The organism is Alteromonas sp. C1M14, assembly GCF_018860965.1.
In the GTDB taxonomy this organism is placed as follows: Bacteria; Pseudomonadota; Gammaproteobacteria; order Enterobacterales; family Alteromonadaceae; genus Alteromonas.
Map to the genome: position 1 here is coordinate 73001 of NZ_JAHKQF010000004.1, position 25690 is coordinate 98690.

General features: G+C 46.8%; 24 protein-coding genes. 14 read left to right on the top strand and 10 right to left on the bottom strand.

Going from position 1 to position 25690, the window contains the following annotated elements; all coding sequences use genetic code 11:
- Positions 1-9 precede the first annotated feature (9 nt).
- Both nadE and pncB read right to left on the bottom strand, forming a co-directional pair.
- Complete coding sequence (gene nadE / locus KO501_RS03500) at positions 10-2127, bottom strand: NAD(+) synthase (RefSeq protein WP_216028268.1); 2118 nt, start codon at positions 2125-2127, stop codon at positions 10-12.
- 8 nt (positions 2128-2135) lie between these two features.
- Positions 2136-3344: a nicotinate phosphoribosyltransferase gene (pncB, locus tag KO501_RS03505; RefSeq protein ID WP_216028269.1), complete on the bottom strand. Its 1209-nt coding sequence runs from the start codon at positions 3342-3344 to the stop codon at positions 2136-2138.
- A gap of 257 nt (positions 3345-3601) precedes the next feature.
- Between pncB and KO501_RS03510 the strand changes: the two genes are divergently transcribed.
- The 5 genes from KO501_RS03510 to KO501_RS03530 all read left to right on the top strand — a co-directional run bounded on the left by KO501_RS03510 (position 3602) and on the right by KO501_RS03530 (position 6609).
- Positions 3602-4129: a nicotinate-nicotinamide nucleotide adenylyltransferase gene (locus KO501_RS03510; protein WP_216028270.1), complete on the top strand. Its 528-nt coding sequence runs from the start codon at positions 3602-3604 to the stop codon at positions 4127-4129.
- Entirely contained in the window at positions 4071-4823 is a 753-nt protein-coding gene (locus tag KO501_RS03515) for a hypothetical protein (RefSeq protein WP_216028271.1), read from the top strand. Before KO501_RS03510 ends, KO501_RS03515 begins: the two co-directional genes overlap by 59 nt.
- A 318-nt stretch (positions 4824-5141) precedes the next feature.
- Positions 5142-5399, top strand: coding sequence for a helix-turn-helix transcriptional regulator (locus tag KO501_RS03520; RefSeq protein ID WP_216028272.1), 258 nt, complete (start codon positions 5142-5144; stop codon positions 5397-5399).
- Positions 5400-5471: 72 nt separating this feature from the next.
- Positions 5472-5654 (top strand): hypothetical protein, encoded by a 183-nt coding sequence (locus KO501_RS03525; protein WP_216028273.1) that lies wholly within the window; start codon positions 5472-5474, stop codon positions 5652-5654.
- 58 nt (positions 5655-5712) lie between these two features.
- A complete protein-coding gene (locus tag KO501_RS03530; RefSeq protein WP_216028274.1) occupies positions 5713-6609 on the top strand; it encodes a hypothetical protein in 897 nt (298 codons plus the stop codon).
- Between the two features lie 49 nt (positions 6610-6658).
- Here the strand turns inward: KO501_RS03530 and hslU are convergent, their stop codons facing one another.
- The 4 genes from hslU to priA all read right to left on the bottom strand — a co-directional run bounded on the left by hslU (position 6659) and on the right by priA (position 11593).
- Positions 6659-7987 carry an HslU--HslV peptidase ATPase subunit gene (gene hslU / locus KO501_RS03535; RefSeq protein WP_216028275.1) on the bottom strand — a complete coding sequence of 443 codons (1329 nt, stop codon included), beginning with the start codon at positions 7985-7987 and terminating at the stop codon, positions 6659-6661.
- Between the two features lie 78 nt (positions 7988-8065).
- Complete coding sequence (gene hslV, locus KO501_RS03540; RefSeq protein WP_216028276.1) at positions 8066-8590, bottom strand: ATP-dependent protease subunit HslV; 525 nt, start codon at positions 8588-8590, stop codon at positions 8066-8068.
- A 162-nt stretch (positions 8591-8752) separates the two neighbouring features.
- Positions 8753-9319, bottom strand: coding sequence for an SPOR domain-containing protein (locus KO501_RS03545; RefSeq protein ID WP_216028277.1), 567 nt, complete (start codon positions 9317-9319; stop codon positions 8753-8755).
- Positions 9320-9421: 102 nt separating this feature from the next.
- The gene (priA, locus tag KO501_RS03550; protein WP_216028278.1) at positions 9422-11593 is read right to left on the bottom strand and encodes a primosomal protein N'; all 2172 of its coding nucleotides are present in this window, start codon (positions 11591-11593) and stop codon (positions 9422-9424) included.
- Between the two features lie 238 nt (positions 11594-11831).
- On the opposite strand from priA, the gene rpmE reads away from it, so the two are divergent.
- Together rpmE and KO501_RS03560 are read left to right on the top strand one after the other, a co-directional pair.
- A complete protein-coding gene (gene rpmE / locus KO501_RS03555; RefSeq protein ID WP_216028279.1) occupies positions 11832-12044 on the top strand; it encodes a 50S ribosomal protein L31 in 213 nt (70 codons plus the stop codon).
- A 361-nt stretch (positions 12045-12405) separates the two neighbouring features.
- Positions 12406-13647 (top strand): malic enzyme-like NAD(P)-binding protein, encoded by a 1242-nt coding sequence (locus tag KO501_RS03560; RefSeq protein ID WP_216028280.1) that lies wholly within the window; start codon positions 12406-12408, stop codon positions 13645-13647.
- A gap of 49 nt (positions 13648-13696) precedes the next feature.
- Here the strand turns inward: KO501_RS03560 and metJ are convergent, their stop codons facing one another.
- Complete coding sequence (gene metJ, locus KO501_RS03565; RefSeq protein WP_216028281.1) at positions 13697-14020, bottom strand: met regulon transcriptional regulator MetJ; 324 nt, start codon at positions 14018-14020, stop codon at positions 13697-13699.
- 153 nt (positions 14021-14173) lie between these two features.
- Between metJ and metF the strand changes: the two genes are divergently transcribed.
- Together metF and KO501_RS03575 are read left to right on the top strand one after the other, a co-directional pair.
- Positions 14174-15064, top strand: coding sequence for a methylenetetrahydrofolate reductase (metF, locus tag KO501_RS03570; RefSeq protein ID WP_216028282.1), 891 nt, complete (start codon positions 14174-14176; stop codon positions 15062-15064).
- Positions 15065-15168: 104 nt separating this feature from the next.
- Positions 15169-16035 (top strand): virulence factor BrkB family protein, encoded by an 867-nt coding sequence (locus KO501_RS03575; RefSeq protein WP_354667806.1) that lies wholly within the window; start codon positions 15169-15171, stop codon positions 16033-16035.
- 67 nt (positions 16036-16102) lie between these two features.
- Here the strand turns inward: KO501_RS03575 and KO501_RS03580 are convergent, their stop codons facing one another.
- Positions 16103-16753 (bottom strand): DUF2959 family protein, encoded by a 651-nt coding sequence (locus KO501_RS03580; RefSeq protein WP_216028284.1) that lies wholly within the window; start codon positions 16751-16753, stop codon positions 16103-16105.
- Positions 16750-16992, bottom strand: a complete 243-nt coding sequence (locus KO501_RS18280; protein WP_252728130.1) for a DUF6677 family protein — start codon at positions 16990-16992, stop codon at positions 16750-16752. Before KO501_RS18280 ends, KO501_RS03580 begins: the two co-directional genes overlap by 4 nt.
- Positions 16993-17078: 86 nt before the next feature.
- Between KO501_RS18280 and pip the strand changes: the two genes are divergently transcribed.
- The 3 genes from pip (at position 17079) to KO501_RS03595 (ending at position 19582) form a co-directional block, all read left to right on the top strand.
- Entirely contained in the window at positions 17079-18053 is a 975-nt protein-coding gene (gene pip / locus KO501_RS03585; RefSeq protein ID WP_216028285.1) for a prolyl aminopeptidase, read from the top strand.
- Positions 18050-18487, top strand: a complete 438-nt coding sequence (dtd, locus tag KO501_RS03590; RefSeq protein WP_216028286.1) for a D-aminoacyl-tRNA deacylase — start codon at positions 18050-18052, stop codon at positions 18485-18487. The genes pip and dtd overlap by 4 nt, the downstream gene beginning before the upstream one ends.
- Before the next feature lie 168 nt (positions 18488-18655).
- Entirely contained in the window at positions 18656-19582 is a 927-nt protein-coding gene (locus KO501_RS03595) for a bifunctional GNAT family N-acetyltransferase/hotdog fold thioesterase (RefSeq protein WP_216028287.1), read from the top strand.
- Positions 19583-19654: 72 nt separating this feature from the next.
- Here KO501_RS03595 and rpoH read toward each other — a convergent pair whose 3' ends face one another.
- The gene (rpoH, locus tag KO501_RS03600; RefSeq protein WP_216028288.1) at positions 19655-20509 is read right to left on the bottom strand and encodes an RNA polymerase sigma factor RpoH; all 855 of its coding nucleotides are present in this window, start codon (positions 20507-20509) and stop codon (positions 19655-19657) included.
- Between the two features lie 431 nt (positions 20510-20940).
- On the opposite strand from rpoH, the gene KO501_RS03605 reads away from it, so the two are divergent.
- Both KO501_RS03605 and KO501_RS03610 read left to right on the top strand, forming a co-directional pair.
- Complete coding sequence (locus tag KO501_RS03605) at positions 20941-23979, top strand: TonB-dependent receptor (protein WP_216028289.1); 3039 nt, start codon at positions 20941-20943, stop codon at positions 23977-23979.
- A gap of 116 nt (positions 23980-24095) precedes the next feature.
- Entirely contained in the window at positions 24096-25685 is a 1590-nt protein-coding gene (locus KO501_RS03610; protein ID WP_216028290.1) for an amidohydrolase family protein, read from the top strand.
- The last annotated feature ends 5 nt before the right edge of the window (positions 25686-25690 follow it).

Consider the following 25690-nt stretch of genomic DNA (forward strand, 5'->3'; position numbering starts at 1 on the left):
TACTGGAGATTAATCGCTTTTTATATCGTCTACGAAATTCCACATAACCTGAAGCTGCTCTTTAAAGCCATTATTCAGTAATGGAAAACGGTGGAAGGTTTTAGGATCCAGCGATACCTGTTCAATATGAAAGCCGGCTCTGGTGCCATATCGCTTCCAAGGGTTGCGGCAAAATAGGGTAAACCACCGTTCCACAAACCCTGCTAATTGGCGTATGTCATGTTGTTTATCAAACCCATTTAACATCAGCTCCACCAGTATGCTTTTGGGCCACATTTGCCGTGCAAGATAGCAATTCATAATAAAATCACACACCACGTAGGGCATCAGATCGGCTTCGTCAGTTTGCTCTTCTGGCCGTAATTCAGCCGTGGGTTGCTGAACGTTCACCCGGTGCATTTGCTCAAGGCGATGGCGAGCACTTTCGCCATCCATGGTTAGCGGCAAGCCGGTTTGTTCTAACCACTGATTAATTTTACGAATAGTGGTTTTATTAATGCCGGCAATAACAGAAATGACACCTGAGGTGTCGCCATCCATAGTGGCATAACCCAACGCCGATTCGGATAAATTCGAGGTGGCAATAAGCAATTTATTTTCCCGGTTTGCCAACATCCATACCCCTGGGCTACGACTGCGGGCCTGAATATTTTGTAACGCGATATCATCGGTTTCCCAACTCAGTGGGTTATCAGGGTAGAGCTCGTTTACCAGTTGATGGTATTGCTGTACTACCGGTTCGATATTCCAACTGTAAAAGGTGGCGCCTATCTCTTGGGCTAGATATTTTGCCGCGTTTAAGGTTGTATCCGAAGAATTGCTGGTGCCCTGATATAAACACACCAATATTTGCGGCATGGCTTTGTGTTTTAACCAAGCCACTTTATCTTCGCCGGGCGACACAGGCGCGATCTTCTCTCGTAGTTTTGCTGGCAAAGCCGCAAGATAATCGGCCACACCCAGCTGTTCTAGAGCAACGAAATGAGACACATACACCGACGCTGCCACCAAAGCAGAATCAGCGCCGCCAGATAAACTCACCACATAACCGTGGGTATGAGTTCGGGTGGTCCAATCCCACAAGCCGTTGCCCAGCGCATAGCAAATTTCGGTATAGTTGTGATCATCCTCACTTAATGAGGACCAAAATAAGGGAAGCTCATCGTTGGCAGCGTCAACGCGGTCGAACTTGCGAGCAGCCAGTACGGCGTCGCTAGGCAAGGCTAACGTTAGCGGCGCCGAAACCACGTGATTGTCATCAATCATAATGGTTTCGCTGCTATTTATACGCGACACCCGATTGGCACTTAAATTCACCAAGGTTTGGTTCATAACCACATCACGTACGTTAAAGCGGTCGCCGCGAGATACCACCTGCCCTTCCGACGCAATCATTGACCCACCATCGAAAATACTGGTGCCGTTTTCAGTGCCCGCTAAATTGGCGTAGGCATAAACCACACCGAAAGCCCGAGAGCCTTCTTTAATAAACTGTTCACGAACCTTATTTTTGCCCACGGCAAAATGGGAAGCACTGGGGTTTAGCAAAACATCCACATTACGATGGTACAGATCCCGTCCCGGCCGATTAGCCACCCACGCATCTTCACAGGTTTCGATGCCTATTCGCACCCCTCTAGCGTCGATAACGATATCGCCAAAAGGCACATTAAAACGGGGATGATTCACCACCTTGCCTCGCGGCCAGGCTTCAAACCACCGGGGTTCATAATGCACCCCATTACGGGCTAAATACTGCTTACAGGCAAAGCCATGCAAGCCCTTCGCGCTAACAAAGGCGGTGGTATTGTAAACTTGGCCACCGGGAAACATAACCGGCATCCCCATCGCTACCAGTAAATCTTGGCCGCTCTTCGCCTTGTGATGCAATCGGTGAAGACCGTTTAGCACATCTTGCAACGCAGCTTCTGTGGCATCATTAAATTCTTGGTAGTTAAAATTGTCTTCACAACCATACCCGGTTAAAGCCAGCTCCGGCATCAGCAAAACATTAATATGTGCTGACACGGCTCGCTCGATAGCGGTGAGAACCCGCGTCACATTACCTTTAAAATCAAATGGAATCTGACGCAGCGCTGCTGTGCCTATTCGGGTGTAATTTGCCATTGGTGACCTTATGCCCAGTCTACTTCAAATACTTTTTTCAGATAGCTGACGAATTCGGGATCGTCACACAGGTTCTTACCCGGCGCATCTGAAATTTTCGCCACGGGTTTGCCATTTACCCGCACCAGTTTCATCACAATATTTAACGGCGTCACACCACGCACATCATTGGATAAAAACGTACCAATGCCAAAAGATGTACGAATGCGCCCGCGAAAGCGTAAAAACAACGACACCATGGTTTTAAAATCCAGGCTATCGCTAAATATTATGGTTTTATTTGTGGGGTCGATATTGAGGTTTTTGTACATCTCAATCGCCCTTTCTCCGAATTCTATCGGATCACCGGAGTCATGTCTCAAGCCATCGAATAATTTGGCAAAATATAAATCAAAGTCGCGAACAAAGGCATCCATGCCAATGGTATCGGTTAGCGCATAGCCAAGTTGGCCGCGGAACTCTTTTACCCAGGTTTCTAGCGTATGTTTTTGGGAATGCACCAGTTGCACCCCAATTTGCTGAGACAACATGAAAATTTCATGGGCCATGGTGCCAATAGGCAAAATATCGAACTCTTTAGCCAGGTGCATATTCGAAGTGCCCACGAAAAAATCGGGAAGCATTTTTTTGAGCATATCAATAACGGTAAATTGGGCTTCGTAACTAAACCGTCGTCGGGTGCCAAATTCGGCTATTTGTAGGCCGGTTAAATCATGCTTTTTATGCTGTTGTTGCAACCATTTTATTTTTTCATATAAAGGCTGGCGAACATCTTCATAGCTCTTATTTGGGTAATTATGGCGGTTATACACCTCGGCCACCGTTGATAAAACCGGCATTTCAAAATTATGCACATGCATCAATGGCCCTTTTGCGCTAATGGCTAACTGGCCATCTTCTTCACCGATATGCAAAAACCGATTTTGATACGACCACATTCTCACCCATTCAATAAAGTCTTTGGTATACCAAGGAATGCGCTCTAGCCATTGAATTTGCCCTGAGGTAAATCGTAGGCCTTCAATTTTGGCTAATTCTTGCTGAATTTCAGCCCGATAGGGCCGTAAGTCGGTATCACCTCGCACCACAAAACGATATTCCACGTCTTCCACATAGGGATATTGGTGCATAAAGCACTGCCACATGTTCATTTTGTAGAAGTCGTTATCGAGGGCAGAAAAGTTGAGGTTTTTTCTAAATAGGGAGTTGCGCGCCATGGCATTCGCTCGAAGTGAGTGATTAAGATGGCGTTTTTTGTGGTTGGACGTTGGCGGATGCAAGGGTTTGGTCTCATCCTGTTATAACAATAGTTAACGAGTATTCTATCAATACCCTTTAAAGTCAACGATAAGTTAAAAATAACACGGAGAAAAGCCTATCACAATGCATGATAAACAGGGATATTCACGGTCATTCTGTTGCTTTTTAATGTCGAAATAAGTATCTTTAAAATACTCTATAAATGGAATACGCAATGAACATCGCTATATTGGGTTCTGCCTTTAACCCGCCTACCCGAGGGCATTTAGATGCTGTGAAAACAGTGTTAAACCATGAAAATGGTTATGATCGGGTATTGCTCATTCCTGCTTATCAACACGCCTTTGCCAAATCCATGATCGCCTACTCTCATAGAGTGGCGCTAACCGAAGCCTTTGTGCGTGACATTAATGACAGTCGAGTGCACGCCCTCAGTGTGGAGCATCTTATTGCCAAAGACGATGTCCCTGTGTATACCTTCGACGTGTTGTCATATTTACACAACAATGGGTATGAAAAAGATAACCTTAGCTTTGTTATTGGTCCGGATAACAAAGCGAACTGGAATAAGTTCTACAAAGCCGATGACATCACGCAGCGCTGGGATGTACTGGTTGTGCCAGAAAATGTGCCGGTGCGTTCAACCATGGTAAGAAACGCCGTATCCAATAACCAAGATATCCGTGGATTCGTCACCCCTTCGGTGGCAGCTTACCTCACTACCCATTCCGTTTATGTCTGAATCCAGTATCACCCGCCCAGTTTGTACCATCAATGCGGTATTGTTTCGTATCATCACAAGGCAATTGCAGGTCGCCTTGGTGCGTCGCCCTGCTAACGCGGCGGTGTACGCTAACACCCTTGCTTTACCTGGGGGCGCCATAGACCCTCACAGTGACCAAACGCTCAACGACACCCTGCTACGTCATCTTAAAAGTAAGACCGGCATTACCCCGTCCTATACAGCAAAGTTAGAATTTGAAGGTAATTTAGCCCGGGATCCGCAAGGGTGGAGTATTTCCTGCCCCTATTTGTGCTTCACCGATGAGCATGCTCTTGCCTTAACAGACGTACACTGGTTTGCGGTGACAGATTTTCTTCACGACGCACCACCGGTAAGCCTGCCCTTCGATCACCAAATGGTTATTCAAAAAGCTTTTCAGCGTTTGTATAACCGCGCGAGGTACAGCACAGAGCCTAACTTTTTCTTTCGCCAACCGTTTACCCTGTCTGAGCTACAAACGGTGTATGAGGTAATTTTAGGTAAGCCTCTGCATAAAAAGAACTTCAGAGATCGTATTGATGAAAGTGTTTCGGTTATGGAAACCGGCGAATCAAAAATTGTGAAACGCAGTCGCGCTAAACTCTATACACACACGAACCCTTATAAACCTCACTTTTTTTCCCGCGTGCTGCAAGGTGCATTTGATTATTGACCCTTTAGCATCATGAGTACTTCCTCTTTATTACGCCCGTGCTAAACGGACAGCAATTAAAAAATACGGACATATTAAATAATTTTCAGCCTTTCTTTACCCCTTGTCTTTCATGCAGTAGTCATCCTCAGTCAACACTTCAAAATATAATTTGTCAGCCTCATGCTGATACGTCTCGTTAGGCGCTCATGATGGGAATAAAGGCGTTTCCACATCACCCTTAAGGCTCCGGTCTTTCGCATGGGGAGCAAACATAGGTAGCCTAGCGGTACCCAAACACGTCACTTTCTTAGGACCTAACACAATGAGAAGGACAGTATGATGAACAATCACGCAATACCCATAAGCAAACAGATAGAGCAGCTTTCCAGGCGAGAAATACAGGTCGCACACAAAATTATGGAGGGGTTACCCAACAAACGAATCGCTTCTCAATTATTTATTAGCGAACGCACCGTTAAGTTTCACTGTGCAAACATTTACCGAAAACTCGGTATTCCTAACCGTACGTCGCTGATGGCAAATTATTATCGTCAACTGCATCAACCCGACATGGGATCAGCAGACACCCGCTAGCAAAATAGTACACTGGGTAAGGTCAGACAGGGGGTCTGGCAACAAGGAATAGTCCCTTTTAAGGAGAACAACATGCAAGTAAATACAGCGTTACCCTGCCCACTTGATAAGCAAGACGAGGCGAATGTTAACGGCGGTAGTACAACGGGTGGTGAGGTAAGCCTTCCTTTTAACGCAACCTTTCGCCTACCGGCTTACTACACCCAGGCATTAGGTGAAACCGGTGGTAGTTATCCCGATGAGTCACTTTTTTAATCCAGCGACGTGCGGCAGCATAAGTGGCTGCCGCCGTCATTAGATTAATACTCATTGTATGCTTGCCCTTTGTCTTGGCGATGCTGCCGACCCACAGATACAGCACATTGCAAACGCCTTAGCCACCTCGAAGGTTGACGTATGCATTGTCAATACTGCCCATTTCCCGAGTAATATCCATATTCATTTCGCCCCCAAAGATAACCACTACCTCATTGCTCAACAAAACGAACAATACCCACTAGAAGCATTCGGTGTGTTTTACTGGCAGCGCTTTGTGCCCCCAATTCAGTCAACTAATTCATCATTGTTAGCCAATCTCACCAGTGCCCTGTCGCCGCTTTTCTTAACCTGTCCGCACCGCTGGTACAATTCGCTACACGCAGTGAGGTATCATCAAGCCAAACCCATGCAGTTAAGTGCCGCCCATAAACTTGGCGCCCTTATTCCGGCGACTTGTATCAGCAATCATATTCACCACGTAACAAGTTTTTGCCGTACGCAACCCAACCTCATTGTTAAACCCGTATTTGGCGGTACCTATACCCAACGAATTAAACGCAATGGTAAGTTATCCACGCCTATTTCTGCTCTTTTAACCGGCCCACCGTTGACATTTCAAGCATGGGTTGAGGGCGAGGATATACGTAGTTTTGTCATTGATGATCAGGTGTTTAGTGCGGAGATATCGTCGGATGCCGATGATTATCGCATTGATACTTGTGCCAGCGCACACAAGACCAATCTGCCCAAAAACATTGAGGATTTAAGCATTCGACTATGCCGGGAAATGGGCATGAAATGGTGTGCCATAGATTGGCGTAGAACGTCTAACAATCGATATGTTTTTTTAGAAGCGAACCCATGCCCCACATTTTGTCGGTTTGAATCGGATACGGGACTGCCCATTACAGAGGCATTGATAGGAGCGATGATAAAGACGGCTGTAACCTAATTTACAGCCATCTAAAAAAATAGACGGGCGCGATGAACGCCCTAAGATATTAAAGAATAAACCGGCTTAAGTCTTCGTTATCCACCAAGGTCTCTAGGTGTGAATTGACATAGTCGGCATCAATGGTAAAAGTCTCGCCAGATTTTTCCGACGCATCATAAGAGATATCTTCCATTAACCGCTCTAACACGGTGTGCAGACGACGAGCACCAATGTTTTCTAACCGTTCATTTACCTGCCAAGCGGCTTCGGCGATGCGCTGAATACCGGATTCGGTGAACTCAATTTTAACCCCTTCGGTTTCCATCAAGGCACGATACTGCTCGGTCAAAGACGCGTTGGGCTCGGTAAGAATACGTTTAAAATCTTCAACTTTCAGTGCCGCTAGCTCTACCCGAATAGGTAATCGACCCTGCATTTCTGGGATCAGATCCGACGGTTTACTCATTTGGAATGCACCAGATGCAATAAACAAAATGTGGTCAGTTTTGATCATACCGTGCTTAGTTGACACCGTTGATCCTTCCACTAACGGCAGAAGATCACGCTGCACACCTTCTCGGGATACATCGGCAGAATTATTTCCCTCTCGCTTACAGATTTTATCAATCTCATCCACGAACACGATACCATGTTGCTCAACGGCTTCGATGGCTTGTTCTTTCAGATCTTCTTGATTAACCAACCGCGCGGCTTCTTCTTCAATAAGCAGTTTAAGGGCGTCTTTAATCTTCAGCTTTTTCTTTTTCTTTTGTGACCCAGACATATTTTGGAACATAGACTGTAATTGGTTAGTCATGTCTTCCATGCCTGGCGGTGCCATAATCTCCACACCCATTTGCGGCAATGCCACATCGATTTCTATTTCTTTGTCGTCAAGCTTGCCTTCCCGCAATTTTTTGCGGAAGTTCTGACGGGTGCCTTTATCTTCCACGTCTTCTTTTTTACCCCACGCATCTTCAGGCGGCGGCAATAAGACATCAAGAATACGCTCTTCAGCGGCTTCTTCAGCGCGGAACTTCACTTTCGCCACTTCCCGCTCTTTGGTCATTTTAACGGCAATATCGGCCAGATCCCGGATAATGGATTCGACTTCTTTGCCCACATAACCCACTTCGGTAAACTTGGTGGCTTCCACTTTAATGAAGGGGGCGTTTGCCAACTTAGCTAAACGGCGGGCAATTTCAGTTTTACCCACACCCGTAGGCCCAATCATTAAGATATTTTTAGGCGTGACTTCCTGACGCAATTCTTCAGGTAACTGCATACGACGCCAGCGGTTTCTTAGGGCAATTGACACCGCCCGCTTGGCATCTTGCTGACCGATAATGTGGCGATCCAACTCGTGAACTATTTCTCTGGGTGTCATCTCAGACATAATAAACCTTCTTTTCTTTTAGCTGTGTGTCACAGCAATCAACTGCAGTTGGGTAGACGAAACCGTCACTGCAATCGATTAATAATCTAATACTTCTATTGTCTGATGATGGTTGGTATACACGCAAATATCACCAGCAATGGTTAAACTCTTTTCTGCAATCTCTTTGGCAGGCAGCTCGGTATTGGCCAACAACGCCGTTGCTGCGGCTTGGGCATACGCGCCACCAGAACCAATGGCAATAAGATCGTTCTCAGGCTGCACGACGTCGCCGTTACCGGTAATAATAAACGATGCCGTTTCATCGGCCACCGCCAGTAACGCTTCTAATTTGCGTAGCATGCGATCCGTTCGCCAATCTTTGGCTAATTCCACGGCAGCGCGGGTGAGATGACCCTGATGCATTTCCAGTTTAGATTCAAACCGTTCAAATAAGGTAAACGCATCGGCGGTGCCACCAGCAAAGCCGGCCAATACTTTATTGTTGTACAGGCGGCGCACTTTTTTCGCATTGCCTTTCATTACTGTATTGCCCAAAGAGACTTGACCATCTCCGGCAATGACGACCTGATTATCACGTCTTACAGATACTATCGTTGTCACGTTAATTCCCCATGTTGCGGGTGTTGTCTGAGTCAATATCAGACGAAAAAAACCAATGAAGGATAAGTGGGGGATGACACGCTTTTTTCAAGGGCAGATTTTGGGATTTAGCCGCCAAGGCTGACGCCATGATTTGGCAGTCAGCACTTTGTATGGCTTAGGCTACAGGTTCCAGTAGAGGATCATGCAGGTGGTAATATTCACTTTTCGTAGGCTGTGTCGTGCGCGCTCTGCATCGCGTTTGGTTTGTAATGGCCCCATAATGACCCGAAACCATTCACCGTTAGTGCCTGTGGACGCGCGCACTTGGGCTTCTAACCCTTGAAAGGCGATTTTTGCTTTCATTTCGTCGGCTTGAGAACGGGTTCTAAACGAACCACACTGCAACAAATACAGTTTGTCTGATTTTTTCTGCTCTGCCACTTCCACTTCGACTTCATAACCCGGTAAGGTTTTGATGTATTCCCATTCTTCCTCGGGTAACTCTGGAAGTTCCTCTTCTTCGGTAAGTTGCGGCAGCGGTGTCATGGGCGCATCGGCCGTTTCATCCACATTATCTTTAATGGAAAACAAAAAATAGATAAGTAATAAAATCGCGACAACCACGCCCACCAAACGAACCCACACTTTCTTCTTGTTAGTTTGTGGCGGCGGCGCTTTGCCTTTATTGCTGTTTTTCTTTTTATTCTGTGGTGTGCGACCACGAGAAACATAATCACGTTGAGCCATAAGCGGCGAATAATCCCGTAAAAATAAACCTGTTTTTCTTTCGCCAGTGTATCGCTATTTTAATAAAAAAGCTGCCCGTATCTTCGCCAATTGTATTGCCAATTAACTAAAATCTGAGGGATCAACATCGAGTGACCATCGCACCCGAGTAGCAAGGGGTAATGCCGAAAGATTAGGTAGGGCCTTGCGCAACAAGGTATTAATGGCCTTACGTTGGGTTCCTTGCAACACCAGCATAAACCGATAGCGCCCCTGCCGCTTTTCAATTAAACAAGGCAGTGGGCCGTTTAATCGCACATTGTCTGTCGCCAAAATTTGTTTGGCTTGCTCTAAAAAATCCCACGCCATGGCGCCATGGGTCGCCTCAGCGCGGATCACCGCCTGTGACTGAAATGGCGGCATGGCTGCCAGTTTTCTTTCTTCCAATGCTTGGCGGGCAAAGTGATGATACCCATTGTGAATTAGGTCCTGTAACAAGGGATGCCCTGGATTATGGGTTTGTAGCCACATTTCTCCCGGTTTAGACGCTCGCCCGGCTCTTCCTGCTAGCTGGGTAACTAATTGAGCAAGCTTCTCACTGGCACGAAAATCAGCACTGAATAATGCCCCATCACAATCCATGACCACCACCAAGGTAACATGGGGAAAATGATGCCCCTTTGACAATATTTGGGTACCGATTAGTAGCTGGTATTTCTGCCCGTTAATGTCATCGAGGGTGCGCTGTAATTTATCTTTACCGCGCACCGAATCGCTGTCGATTCTTACCTGCTTTACGCCCGCAAATAACTGAGCGAGCCCTTCTTCAATTTGTTCTGTGCCCACACCGGCAGTCACCAAGCTGTGTTCACCACATTGGGGACATTGCTTAGGAATGGGTTTCACCCCGCCGCAATGATGACACTGTAAACGCTGCTGACTGCGATGTACGGTATAAGGCCGCTCACAACGTCGACAATCCACAGAATGCCCACAGTGGTGACACAATAACGCTGGGGCATAACCTCGACGGTTCACAAAAACCAGCACCTGATTTCCCATGGACAAATGCTGACGCATAATACTGATCATGCCATCGGCAAGACCAAACTGCATACGCTGATCTCGCACATCCAATAAATGTTGGTGCGTTTGTACTGCACCACCGGCCCGTTTAGTCAGATGCAAGTGTCCATAGCGTTTAGATAAAGCATTGTTTAAGGTTTCTAATGACGGCGTGGCCGTTCCCAACACCAAAGGGACGTTTTCTGTACTCGCCCGCATAACGGCAAGATCTCGCGCATGATATCTAAGGCCATCTTGCTGCTTATAGGATTCATCATGCTCTTCATCAACGATGATCATGCCAGGGAATTTTAATGGCGTGAAGATGGCAGAACGTGTGCCGATAATAATGCCCAATTCCCCTTCTCTGGCCCGTTGCCAAACCGCTAAGCGGTCTTTATCGTTTAGCTGAGAATGAAGCACGCCAATATCAATACCGAAGCGTTTTGCAAAGCGTGACACCGTTTGAGGGGTGAGCCCAATTTCTGGTACTAATATAAGCACCTGCTGCCCGCCGGCCAGTACTTCTTCAATGGCCTGTAGATACACTTCTGTTTTGCCGCTTCCGGTAACACCCTCAAGCAAAAACGGCGCAAATTGCCCCCGGGATTGGTTAATGGCGGCAATCGCCACCCCTTGTTCTTTGTCTGGAAGTGGCTTACTGCCAATCTTTAAATCTGTCAGCCACATACGGGGTTTTAGTGGCGGTGGGCGGTTCTCTTCCACAATCAGTGCTTTGTCAGCGAGGCCTTTGATCACCGTAGTAGCAAAATGGCTTTTAAGTTCACTGTCTCGCATTGGGCCATTGAGCAACACCTGTAAACACGCGGCCTGTCGTTTTGCCCGTGTGAGTGAAGCCACATTTTCCTCACCGTTCCCCTTCACCTTCCACCAACGCTCATCCACAGGACGCGCCGACTCGCCTTTACGCAATAATACGGGCAACACGGTGTGGATGACTTCGCCGATGGGATGCAAGTAATACTGAGATAACCAATGACACAGGGTAAGCTGCACCTCATCGATAACGGCGGCCTCATCCAGTACCGTGTCTAGTGGCTTTATTTTACTGATATTGGCAGGGTTTGAGCTTTCACCCAGCACCACCCCCACCACCTTGCGAGGGCCAAAAGGCACGATAACTCGGCAACCGGGCTGGGGCACCGCGTCACTACTATAGGTAAAAGACTGTCGTAGCGGTACGGGTACCGCAACTTCAACAAAATGCATCACATTTCCAATAAAGATAATCGTTGTTCAGGGCGTGTATGACGGCTGTGATCCCTACGGAATCGCCAACTGACCATTTTTTCTTCACTTTTAACCATCAGTTCTTGATCAAAGCGGCGTCATACATTAATATGCGCCGCTCTTTACGGCAAGGCCTCGTGTCTTGTATTGAATATAGTTGCGTATGGTGTTCAGCTTCGGGCTGGATAGCGATACGGCCTTAGCATTGAGGTAACCCATGAAACAAGATATCCATCCTGAATACAAAGAAATTACTGCAACCTGTTCTTGTGGTAACGTTATTCAAGTACGCTCTACTTTAGGTAAAGACCTTAACCTAGACGTATGCTCTAAGTGCCACCCTTTCTACACTGGTAAGCAACGTAACGTTGATACCGGCGGGCGTGTTGATCGCTTCAAGAAACGTTTTGGTGCACTTAGCAAGAAATAAATTTGTACCTTCTTTAAAAAAAGCGCCTTTAGGCGCTTTTTTTGTGTCTTCAATACTGACATCTGTTGCCCTATCCATTTCCCACGGCCAATACCGTCTCCGAGGTTATATTCACAACGTTAACCATAATCACCTTATCTAATAAATAACATGAATAGTGATAATTGGAATTTCCGGTTTGTTTCCAAATTTAAGACACATTACAGTTATTTATATGTTAGCGCCTTATCTGATATGTACTGAATAAGGTGTTGTGATACATTTGTAAACAAGTGTCGCTAAAATTATAAAAGCAATATGTGGCAGTGCAGCGAAATTGCAGTTATGCAAAGACCGAAACCTGAGAAGGACACAAAAAATAATGTCAGACTTCAGACAACGCGCCCTCGATTACCACGCCCTCCCTACACCAGGCAAAATCAAGGTTGAGTTGTCAACGCCCGCAGACAGCGTTGATGATCTCTCACTCGCGTATAGCCCCGGTGTCGCCGAACCCGTAAGGGAAATCGCCGATGATCCTGATGCCGCGTATCGCTATACGGCAAAGGGCAACATGGTTGCCGTTATTAGTAACGGCACCGCCATTCTCGGTCTTGGAAATTTAGGCCCCTTAGCCTCAAAGCCTGTAATGGAAGGTAAAGCACTTCTGTTTAAACGCTTTGCCGGTTTAGATGCCATCGATATCGAAGTCAAGCATCGTACTACCGAAGAGTTTATTAATACGGTGGCAAATATTGCCGACACCTTTGGGGGGATTAATTTAGAAGATATCAAAGCCCCTGAATGTTTCGAAATCGAACAAGAACTTATTAAACGCTGTAAAATCCCTGTGTTTCATGATGACCAGCATGGAACGGCCATAGTCACTGCCGCAGGCATGCTAAATGCGCTAGAAATTCAAGGTAAAAAAATACAAGAGGCAAAAATCGTATGTATGGGTGCAGGTGCTGCGGCGGTAGCCTGTATGGAGCTACTAATTAAATGCGGAGCCCAACGTGAACGTATTTATATGCTTGACCGCAAAGGGGTGATCCATACCCGTCGCGAAGGCCTTACCGAACATAAAATGCTGTTTGCTAACAATACCGATAAACGCACATTGGAAGATGTGATGGATGGCGCGGATATTTTCGTGGGCGTATCGGGCCCCGATGTTCTGCCACCTGAAGCATTAGCGCTTATGGCGCCCAACCCCATTGTGTTTGCCTGCTCCAACCCAGATCCAGAAATTAAACCCGAGTTGGCCCACGAAGTGCGAGACGATCTGATTATGGCAACGGGTCGTTCAGACTACCCTAATCAGGTAAATAACGTTTTATGCTTTCCCTTTATCTTCCGTGGTGCGCTAGATGTTAGAGCCTCCGCCATTAACGATGAAATGAAAGTGGCGGCCGTTGAAGCCTTGCGTTCCATCTCCAAAGAACCGGTACCCGATGACGTACTCAAAGCCAGTAACACCACGTCGTTGTCCTTTGGTAAAGACTATATTATCCCTAAACCCATGGATGAACGCTTACGCCTGCGCATCGCCAAAGCTGTCGCTTTAGCGGCCATTGAATCCGGTGTGGCCGGTATCGAGACCCTGCCGCCCCAATACGGTTAAGCACAGCATAAAAGCAAAAAGCCAGCATTGAATGCTGGCTTTTTTGTGCTTATTCTTCTTCGTTGTCTACACTAGAATCTATGCCCATGTCTTCCATAATTTGACGCGCCTCTGCTGGAATGCGATTAGGATTGTCTTTACGAAGATCATCATCGTTGGGTAAAGGTTGACCGGTGAAGGCATGCAGAAAAGCTTCACAGAGCAATTCTGAGTTTGTAGCATGACGCAGATTATTAATTTGTCGGCGGGTACGTTCGTCTGTGAGTACCTTTAAGACATTGATTGGGATTGAGACGGTAACTTTTTTAACCTGCTCACTTTTTTTCCCATGTTCTGCGTAGGGGTGGATATACTTACCGTTCCATTCTGCCATTTTTAATTCTCAAATTGCCTGTTTTTGTAATTTATAGGCAGAAATTCTAAACAATGTAGCGAAAAGGTCAATTAAGCCGTGTAAACCTCTTGACGTCCAGACATATATTATTTAGTTTAGACGTCTAAACGTCCATAAAAGTGAGTCAGCAAAATGGTTTCCTATGCACAAGGTATCGATGCGTTAAATCAATCGTTATCGGAATTACGCGATATCGATGTATCGTTTGAATTTTTCCCACCAAATTCGGAAAAAATGGAACAAACCCTCTGGAAATCAGTGGAACGTTTAGCCCCGTTAAAACCCTCTTACATGTCGGTGACCTATGGCGCCAACAGCGGTGAGCGGGATCGCACTCATGATGTGGTTAAGCGTATTCAAACCCAAACCGGTGTGCAAGCTGCCCCTCACCTTACCTGTGTAGACGCTAGCCGGGAAGAACTGACGCAAATAGCCCAAGAATACTGGAACTCGGGAATTCGTCGTATTGTGGCATTACGAGGCGATTTACCCAAGGGCATGGATAAAACCGAGATGTACGCGTCAGATTTAGTCAGCTTGTTAAAGGATGTGGCCGATTTTGATATATCTGTTGCCGCGTATCCAGAAAAACACCCTGAAGCGCCCAACGCCCAATTCGATTTATTAAATTTAAAACGTAAAGCGGAAGCTGGCGCCTCAGAAGCCATTACTCAATTTTTCTTTGATACCAGTTTGTACCTGCGTTTTCGCGATCGCGCTGCAGCCGCTGGCATCGATTTAGATATCGTGCCCGGTATTCTCCCTGTAACCAATTATCAAACCTTGATCCGTTTTGCCGGCTTTACCAACGTACATGTTCCGGGCTGGTTACATAAAATGTACGAAGGGCTAGATGCCGATGATCAAACCACCCGCAACTTGCTTGGCGCCAACATCGCCATGGAACAGGTGAAAGTACTGGCGAAAGAAGGAGTGAAACATTTTCACTTTTATACATTGAACCGTAGTGAGTTAAGCTATGCCATTTGTCACATGCTTGGTGTACGAGGTAATGAAGCATAGTGGCTAAAAATCCTTTGCCCTCGCGTTGACAGTGGTTACACTAATCAGGCAAGCATGTATTTTACGTTGTATACAAGGAGATCGTTTTGTCTGATAACCGCTGGGTGAAACTCTGGCATGAAAAGCGTCCTCAAGCGGTGACGTTTTTTCAAATATTTTTACGCCGTTGTCGCCAAGACAATATCACTATTTCCGCGGGCCATTTAGCGTACGTCACCTTGTTGTCCCTGGTGCCTTTTATCATGGTTACCTTTACGGTGATGTCGGCATTTCCTGCCTTTGCCTCTGTGCGCACTAAGCTCGAAGCATTTGTTTTCTCGAACTTTGTTCCCACCGCCGGTGACGTAGTACAAAATTACATGTCAGACTTTGTCTCCAATGCCTCTGAAATGGGCGCGGTGGGTATACTGTCACTGCTTATTGTGGCCTTGCTGTTGATTTCCAATGTGGACAAAACCCTCAACCGTATTTGGCGCACCCAAAGCGATCGCCCCATTATTTATACGTTTGCCATTTATTGGATGGTGATCACCCTTGGCCCAATGTTAATGGGGTCGAGTGTGGCGATCAGTTCTTATTTGGTGGGCGTAGCCGAATTTGCAGAAGAATATACCCCGGGCGTGGGCACGTTTATGCTCACCCTGATCCCTAGTTTTGCCGCTTTACTGGCGTTTATTATTCTTTATTTGCTGGTACCTAACCGGCGGGTAAAATACTCCCATGCCCTTATAGGTGCCGTGGTTGCCACCATATTTTTTGAGTTTACGAAAAAAGGTTTTGCCCTTTACATCACAAACTTTACCTCATACCAGGTGATATATGGCGCACTGGCGGTGTTACCCATTTTGTTTTTGTGGGTCTATGTTTCTTGGATAGTGGTGCTGGTTGGCGCAGAATTCACCTGTAGCTTAGAAGATGCCTTTGGTGATATTCGGGCCAGTGAAGAACCCCGTAAAGTCCCGGTGGAATAATCGACTAGTGGTGGCACTATTTATGGTGAGAAATAAAAAACGGGCCTTAGCCCGTTTTTTTATTCACTTAATTTTTCATCGTTTGGATAAAAGCATCGGACTCTGCCACCGCCGTTTGCATTTCACCAATAAGGCGAGACACATCTTGCTGTATGGTTTCAAGCTCCCCTTGTAAAGCCCCAACCGCACTGGCATTAAGATTATGCTTTAAATACAACACATTATCCTGTAAGGCCGTTAACACCGGCTGCATTCTGCCTTCGGCTTTTCTCATCGCTTTGATCATGGTTTCGTACTGACGTTGCGTGGTGCGAAGCTTATCTGCACTGGCACGGCGCAGCTTATCACTGTCATATTTATCCAGCTCTTCTTCCCATTCAGCAAAAAGCGCATCGGCTACGCTTTCTACTTTGTCGATACGATCGCTAACATCCTCTGCCGCGGCGACACTATCTTGATATTCACCATTGAGATCATCATAAACATCTTCGAGTTCGCCACCATCAAAATTGATCAGCGCGCTGAATTCTTCTAAGGCATCAGCAAACTGCTCTTGAGCGTCCTCCTGAGACGATTGAGCGTTTTCCACCCTGTCTACCAGGATATCCCGCTTTTCTACGCCTAGCTTCTCCCAGGCCGAGTAATACGCAGATTGACACCCACTTAACGACAGACTGATGGCCAGCCCTATCAAACCTGCTTGCCATTTCCTCATCATAACCTCACCTCTGGCCCCCGATAACGGGCGGCATCAATAATTGCCCATAGGTGAAAGATAGCCCCCACCGGCCAAAGAAAAAAGAATATCACTGTGGCTGCCAGGCCATAGCACGCAAAACAAATAATGAAAAATAACAGTGCTCTAAGTATGCGACCCTGAACTAGATGCCCCAAACCGGGAATAAAAAAGTTACAAATTGCCGCAATAACATTACCACCTGATCCCTGACCAGCCATATAATCGTCCTCGTATATTAGGTAAATATGTGTTTTAGTAGCTAAACTAAACTAAAAAAACAAGACATACAACGCACTGAAATAAAATGAAACGACTTTACCCTGACACCGGATGTTACCGCAGTGGGTACTTTGACTCAGACGATGGTCATCGCCTTTACTACGAGGAAAGTGGTAATCCTGATGGCTTACCAGTACTTTATTTACATGGTGGGCCGGGCGCAGGCTTAGCTGCCGGTTACCAACGTTTCTTTGATACCAACCGTTACCGCATTATTGGCCTTGAGCAAAGAGGTTGCGGTAGGTCCCACCCATTCGGTTCGTTAACCAACAATACCACCGCCCACATTCTGCAGGATATAAGTCAACTACGAACGTTACTAGACATTGATTGCTGGACGTTATTTGGCGGCTCTTGGGGGGCTACGCTGGCCTTATTAGCGGCCATTGACGCGCCGGATACCATCAATGGATTAATTCTACGAGGGGTGTTTTTAGCCCGACAAGAAGACAGAGACTGGTTCTTATCTCACCAAGGCGCAGCGGCATCATTGTTTCCGGACCATTACGAATTGTTTGTGGAAGGGGTAACACAACCTGTTACCACCGCCTCGGTTTGCGATTATTACCGCCAGTGCTTTGATTCTACCGATGAAATCCATCGCATGAATGCCCTTAAGCGATGGTATATATGGGAAGAGCGGCTATCGAAAATTTCGTTACCGCCGGGTACCGGCGAATTTACTGGCCATTATCCCCCCAACCTTATGACCAGCTTGGCAAAGCTAGAGTGCCATTACTTATCCAATCATTGCTTTATTCCCGAAGGCTTCATTTTGGACAACATTGACAAAATAGCCCACATCCCCGGTACAATTGTCCATGGCAGATACGATGTTATCTGCAGTACTCGGGCTGCCTATACACTGCATAAGGTATGGGAAAATAGCACCTTACAAATTGTACAAGATGCTGGGCACAGCACGTCCGAACCCGGTATTGCCTTAGCCCTATGCCGTGCGACCCGAGAAATGTCGAAATATTTGAAGGAACAGAAATGATAGGCTTAGTGCAGCGGGTAAGTGAAGCAAGTGTTACGGTTAACAACGACATCATCAGCCAAATCGGTCATGGTTTACTGGTCTTGCTTGGAGTGGAAAAACAGGACGGTGATGAGCAAATTGAAAAATTAGTGCGCAAACTTTCCCAGTATCGCCTTTTTGCAGATGAGGAGGGTAAAATGAACCTCAATGTACAGCAAGTTAATGGCGCTATATTGGTGGTCTCTCAATTTACTTTAGTGGCGGATACCCAAAAAGGTAATCGTCCGGGCTTTTCTAAGGGCGCTTCCCCAGAGCACGGTAAACGGATCTACGAGCAATTTGTATCCGCCTTAAAGGAAAAATCCATTCCCGTACACACTGGCCAGTTTGGCGCTGACATGAAAGTTGCTCTGATTAACGACGGGCCGGTGACATTCCAATTTAATGTGTAATCCTGTTATGCCGTCTTGCGTTTAAAAATCGTACCCAATTACAAACCATCATCAGTGAACTTAGGGTTTTTAAGGTCACTTGAGCCGGTGTAAGACAATTACACTTGTTAAAGACGCCTCCCATGGGTTTAAATGGGTGCTTATGAATGAATAAAGGGTCTACGTATTGTGTTTAGAGTAGCCACACCCAAAACCGAAGAAGAATTAGAAAAATACTTCACCTTTCGATGGACATACCTTCGTCAACCTTGGAATTTCCCTCCGGGTTCAGAAAAAGATGAGTACGAGTTGGTTGCTGAACACCGGGTTATTATTAATGGCAAGGGTGACATCGTCGCCGCTGGCCGAGTACACCTAAATACCGCAGAAGAAGCGCAGATACGCCATATCGCGGTGCATAGTGACTACCAACGTCGTGGTCTCGGGCAAATGATTCTCGGTGCCTTAGAAGGGGTGGCTCGGGAATTAGGGGCAGAGCGCGCGGTAACCAATAGTCGGGAAACCTCCATCGACTTTTTCCTTTCCTGCGGTTTCGTTATTGAACGAGAAGCCCCCAATGAACTAGGCATGCTTAAACGCCAACAGATGGTGAAGAAACTCAGTGATCCTGGCATTGTGATGCTGCACCCTAAATGGTGTAAAGAATTACAGGATACCTGGACGGAAACCATCCCTATTACCGAACACATGGGGATTAAACTACATCAGTACACTGGCCGCACACTGGAAACCCGCGCATCGTTAAACAAAAACATTAATATTCACGGCAGTATGTTTGCCGGCAGTATTTTCTCATTGGCAACGTTAACGGGCTGGGGCATGTTGTATTTACAGCTTAAAGAGCGCCAATTAGCCGGCGACATTGTATTAGGTGACGGCGATATTCATTACCATAAACCCATTACCATGAAGCCCCGGGCAACCTGCCATATCGAAACGGTCAGTGGAAAATTTGCACCATTAGAGAAACAAAATAAATGTCGCTTTACGCTACAGGTCGATATCTTAGATGACGATGTCGCCGTAGCCGAATTTAAAGGGGTATTTTGGATATTGCCCTCAGATATGGACAACAAGCAAGACGGCCAACGCTAAGATAGCAATAGACGAAGCGATAACAAAAACAAAAAAAGCGCCGTAGGGCGCTTTTTTTTATGAATGAAAAATCTAGGCTGACATGGCAGCTTGAAGTTTTTTCATCGCATTTTTTTCGATTTGGCGAACACGTTCTGCCGACACTTCATATTTATTGGCTAAATCCTGAAGTGTAATTTTGTTATCCGCTAACCAACGTGTTTCGATAATATCCTGCGAACGAGCATCCAAGGTTTTGATGGCTGAATACAAACGTCTCGATGCATTTGCATCCCAGTCGTTATTGATCACATCCATTTCCACGTCAGTGGTTTTATCTTCAAGGAACTGCACCGGCGCAAAGCTACCGCTGTCGTCATCATCGGCGCTAAGATCAAACGCCTGATCGTGACTACTCATGCGCGCTTCCATCTGAAGCACTTCTTTGGTACTCACACCCAGCTCACTGGCTACGGTTTGCACTTCTTCGTGGGTAAACCAGCCCAAACGCTTTTTCGCTTTACGCAAATTAAAGAAGAGTTTGCGTTGAGCTTTGGTGGTGGCGACTTTCACAATACGCCAGTTTTTCAGTACAAACTCGTGAATTTCGGCTTTAATCCAATGAACAGCGAAGGAAACCAATCGCACACCCACACTTGGGTCGAAACGCTTAACTGCTTTCATCAGTCCAATATTACCTTCCTGGATAAGGTCAGCCTGTGGCAAACCATAACCGGAATAGGATTTCGCTATATGGACAACAAAGCGCAGGTGCGACATTACCAGTTTTCTCGCTGATTCAAGATCGCCGTCTTCCCGCAAGCGTACTGCTAGGTTCCGTTCCTCATCAGCTGAGAGCATGTCAATGCTACTCACAGCCTGAATGTAGCCTTCAATACTACCGCTGTGAGGCACCGAAAGGGCCATTGATTGCAATTTATTGCTCATATTCACCTCAATTTGCTAAGCGATCCATGTTATCAAACTATGGAACGCCTTTCGAGTCTGTAACTGTCAGCTTTTAACTCCAATGACGGAATATAGTGACGTTTCGCTAAAATTCAAGACCTTTTTTAATCATAAAAGTTCTTTTTCCACGACCGACCTACTGATTCGGTCGATGAGCGCCCCACAAGGGGAATTTTCGTTGTTCTTGCAGCGATGCCTGCCAACTTGCTTATACTACTAGTATAACACCCCTGCCCTTGCAGAAACTATGATCCAGCGCAGGCCCTTAAGACTCTTCCGCTACCTGATAGAACCTCACGTTATAACCCGCATCTATAGGGCACCCCCTTCTTTATTATTGTGATGTGTGCATTTTTTCGTCAAAGTGAGCCTGCGTAGATAAAAATACCATTAAAAAACAGGGAAATAACATGACAATCACACACAAACGCACAATGCGGCCACACCGCATTTCACTTTGCATAATGGCGGCGCTAGCAGGTTCTTCTTTGCCCTCATTAGCACAAAGCGTAGATGAAACGTTAATCGCTCAAGCCACTCCCTCCTCTAATGCAAACACCCCGCTTTCGAACGCAGACTCTGGCAACGAAAACGACGAAGCATTAGAGAAAATCCTCGTGGTGGGATCTAGCATCAAAGGCGCAAAGGTCACAGGCTCTTTACCGGTCACTCTTATCGACCAAAGTGATATCGACGCCATCGGTGCGACCTCAGGTATGGAATTGGTTTCATCAATTCCCAGTAACGGTACGGTTAGCTTCAATGGGAATGACGTTGTATCTGGGGTGTACGCCTCTCGCGGCGACGTCGCGTCTATCAACCTACGCAGTATTGGTACAGGCAATACCTTAGTATTGTTAAACGGCCGACGTCTGGTTCAACACCCAGGTTCACAAACGGAGAACTCGGTTCCTGTTACCACCGTTAATATGAACTCCATTCCCGTGGCGGGCATTAGCCAAGTAGAAATACTTCACGACGGTGCAGCGGCGATATACGGCTCTGATGCGGTAGCTGGGGTGGTAAACACCCAGCTTAGAAAAGACTTTGCTGGCTATCAGTTCGATGTGCAATACGGCGAAGCAGAGAATACCAGTCGCGATAAGATCACCATGAACATGCTCAGTGGCTGGGATCTCAACAACAGCAGCACCAACATCACGTTATCGGCAAATTATTATCATAGTTCAGAAGTCATGGCCTCTGAATTACCCTACGCCGCCAATGCCGATCGTCGCGCCTATCTTGAAGGAACGTCTTGGCAAGGCGATACCAATTTTAGAAACACCTCCACCACCACCGGCTGGGGCCGATTCGACGCCTCAAGTAGCGTCGACGGTTTAACCTCATCGGCTGGGCGCTTTCATATCGAAGACGTCGATGCCGGTGATGCCGATCAACAGTGTGTACTTAGCAATGGTCTGTGTATCGACAGCGGTAGCATTACCACAGATACCCAAGGGTACAACACGAACCAAAGCCGTACGTTACTTCCCGAAACCGAACGCGCTAACGCGTTCTTATTTCTTAATCATGCCTTAGATAACGGTGCTGAGCTGTACGGTGAACTGAGCTATTACTGGGCAGAATCCAACTCACAAAGAGCCGAGACGGCCACCCTCACGTCTGCACCTGTGACCATTTCCAGTGATGCATACTGGAACCCCCTAGGGACCAGTGTAAATCGTGTAGAAGGTTACGACATTCCAGCAAGTGGACTAGACGTAACGGTTTCTGCATACCGTATTCTTGACGCCGGCCCTAGAAAAATTAATGTAGAAAACACTTCCTACCGTATGCTCGGTGGAGCAAGAGGGGCAATAGGAGAATGGGATTGGGATACCGCTGCCTTATATTCAGAAGCACAAACTGACGATATAACCCATAACCGAACGAGTTTAAGTCTGTTCCAAGATGCGGTTAACCGCACCGATGAAAGCGCCTACAACCCATTTTGTGGCGGCACCTGTAATTCCCAAGCGGTCATCGACGATTTCCTTATTGACGTTAAGCGCACCGGCAAAACCGCCCTTGGCCTTATGGACTACAAAATGTCGAATGCTTCACTGTTCACCTTGCCCGGTGGCGATGTGGGTGCCGCAATCGGTGTTGAATGGCGCTATGAAAGCTTTGAAAATGACTACGATGACCGCTTAGATGGCACAGTGACTTACCAAGATGATGTCACTGGTATCGCGTATGCGTCAGATGTCATGGGCTCTAGCGGACAACCTGATGCCGACGGTTCCCGAAACGTATTTTCTGCCTTTGTAGAATTGGCCGGCGCTTTGGTAAGCCCTGAAATGGACATCCCACTGGTTGAGAAATTAGATTTTCAGCTTGCTGGACGATACGAACGATACAATGACGTAGGCGATGTGTTTAAACCGAAGGCAGTATTGTCTTGGTATCCAACCCACTCATTGCAAATTCGCGGCTCATATGCCGAAGGATTCAGAGCACCAAACTTAGAGCAACTGCATACTGCCAGCACAACGCGAGTCAACTATCCTACTGACTATTACCGCTGTCAGGCCAGTGTGAACAAAGGGGAAATTGCAAACTTAGGTGCCTGTAATATTAGCGACAGTGCCGAGAATATTCGCCTGGGCAATACAGAGCTAGCTCCGGAAAAAGATTTTAACTACGGCTTAGGCCTTACCTACTCGCCTGATTGGATAGCAAACCTTACGTTGACGGCAGATTATTGGAAGATCAAACAAGAAGACTTAATCGGTATTCGTTCTTACCAAAACGTTGCTGATCTTGATTATTACGCACGCTTAAACGGTAGCAGCAACGCCAACGTTATACGCTCTGATGTGACCGAAGACGATATTGCGTTTTTTGACGGCTCAGGCTTAACCGCCGTAGGTGATATCATTGAAATAATCGGTGAATTCGAAAACTTAGACTCCCGTACCACTGAAGGCCTAGATTTAGGCATGTATTATCAGTTACGTGATACTAAGTTTGGTAGCTTCAAATTTAAATTAAATGCTGCCAAGCTAATCGAAGCCTATCAATCTGTTGACGAACAATCAGCGCAGCTAGAGTCCTTAGGATTAGTGCTTGATGATGTGGGCGATCTCATTGGTATGGACGGCCGTCCTGAATGGCAAGCCAGTGGTACCCTCACATGGACATACGACAACTGGAGCGCTGGTCTCTATGGCAAGTACGTAGGTGAATTTTACGATACCAGTGCAGTCAATGATGAAACCGGTGAGTTTTGGCGGGTAAGTTCGTGGACAAGCGTTAACACCTACGGCCAATATACCATCGATAACGGTTCAAACTGGGATGGCTCGACTATTCGTTTGGGCATCAAAAACCTGTTTGACCGTCAACCCCCACTTGCTGACGAAACTTACGGCTACGAAGCCAGTTTACATAGTGCAGAGGGGCGTTTCTTCTACGTTCGCTTTAAAACTTTTATCGACGGATAAAACCTATGCCTTCTTTTCATTGTGATTCTTGTGTTCCGTTTATGGCGGACAGGCAGTGAAAAGAAGGCGGCTTTTTCAGATTCATTCATCATAAACCGTTCAGGGAATGTTAAAAAATGAAATTAAATTCAACCATGTTACGGGGTCTGTCACTGTCGATCAGTTGCGCACTTCTATTAAGCAGTTGTGCCCAACCTCAACAGCAAATTGATACCCTGATCACGGGCAAACACATTTTTCGTGGTGGGGATTTTGCCCCCACAGAAGGGGTAATTGGCATTAAGGACGGCAAAATTGTGTTTGTTGAGCAAACCCTTCCGGACAATGTTAATGCCAAACAAACCATTGATGCTGGCAACGCCTATGTTGCGCCAGGCTTTATTGACCCCCACACTCATGCCTGCGCCGATTTTACCTTCGACAGCCCGAACCCCAACAACAACTACCTGACTCAGGGTGTTACCACCGTATTTTGTAACGTTGATGGCGGCGGCGAAACTCAGATCACTCCTATGCTTGATGGATTCGAGCAAGCAGGGCTAGGCACCAATGTCGCGGTGTATATTGGCCATGGAGCTGTGCGTCGCGCGGTAATGGGGGTTGAAGATCGGGCTCCCACAGCCGAAGAACTTACACAAATGCAGAACCTGGTTTCTCAAGCCATGGATGAGGGCGCTCTAGGCTTATCTACTGGCCTGTATTATGTTCCTGGCAACTTTGCCGACTTAGACGAAGTGGTTGCCCTCGCCAGTGTAGCGGCGCGAAAAGGCGGTGTTTACGACAGTCACTTGCGGGATGAAAGCAGTTATAGCATTGGCTTGGCCGGCGCTGTGCAAGAAGCGATTGATGTGGGCATCAATGCCGATATTCCGGTACACATCGCCCATATTAAAGCGCTAGGTGTTGATGTATGGGGGGAAAGCACCGCCATTATCAAGCAAATCGAAAACGCCCAGCGCCAAGGAGTGAAGGTTACCGCCGATCAGTATCCATGGCGTGCGTCAGGAACCAGCGTCGCCGGCGCCCTTGTGCCGCGAAAAGTGTTAGCCGGTAGTGCTGAACAATACCATGCGCGCTTACAAGACCCTCAGCAATGGCCTACGATTAAAACCCAAATGGCGGATAATCTGCGTCGTCGTGGCGGAGCCGATTCTTTGCTCATCAGCGATCCCAAACGCCCTGACATTCGAGGCAAAACGTTACAGGAAGTCGCGGATTTGTGGCAGATGTCTCCGGTGGATGCGGCCCGTAAAATTATTCTTGCGGGCAATGCTCGGGTAGCCAGCTTTAATATGACCCAAGAGGATATCGACACCTTCATGCAACAAGAATGGGTAATGACTTCCTCGGACGGCAGTACCGGTCACCCTCGTAAATACGCGACCTTTCCGAAGAAGTTTCATGACTATGTGGCAAAACGTTCGGTAATTAGCGCGCAGGAATTTGTGGCTCGCAGTAGCACCTTGCCAGCGACATTTTTCGGCCTCACCAATTATGGAAAATTAGCCGAAGGTTATAACGCGGATATCGTTATTTTTGATCCCCAAACCTATTTGCCAAAAGCCGATTATCTTAACCCCACAGAAGTCTCTACAGGGGTGGAATGGTTGTGGTTAAACGGCAAAGCGGCCATTGCCAACGGCGAGTTGACCGGTGTGCTCCCCGGCAAGGCGTTAAGAAAAACCGTGCCTAAAAGTAACGGGTAATCGCA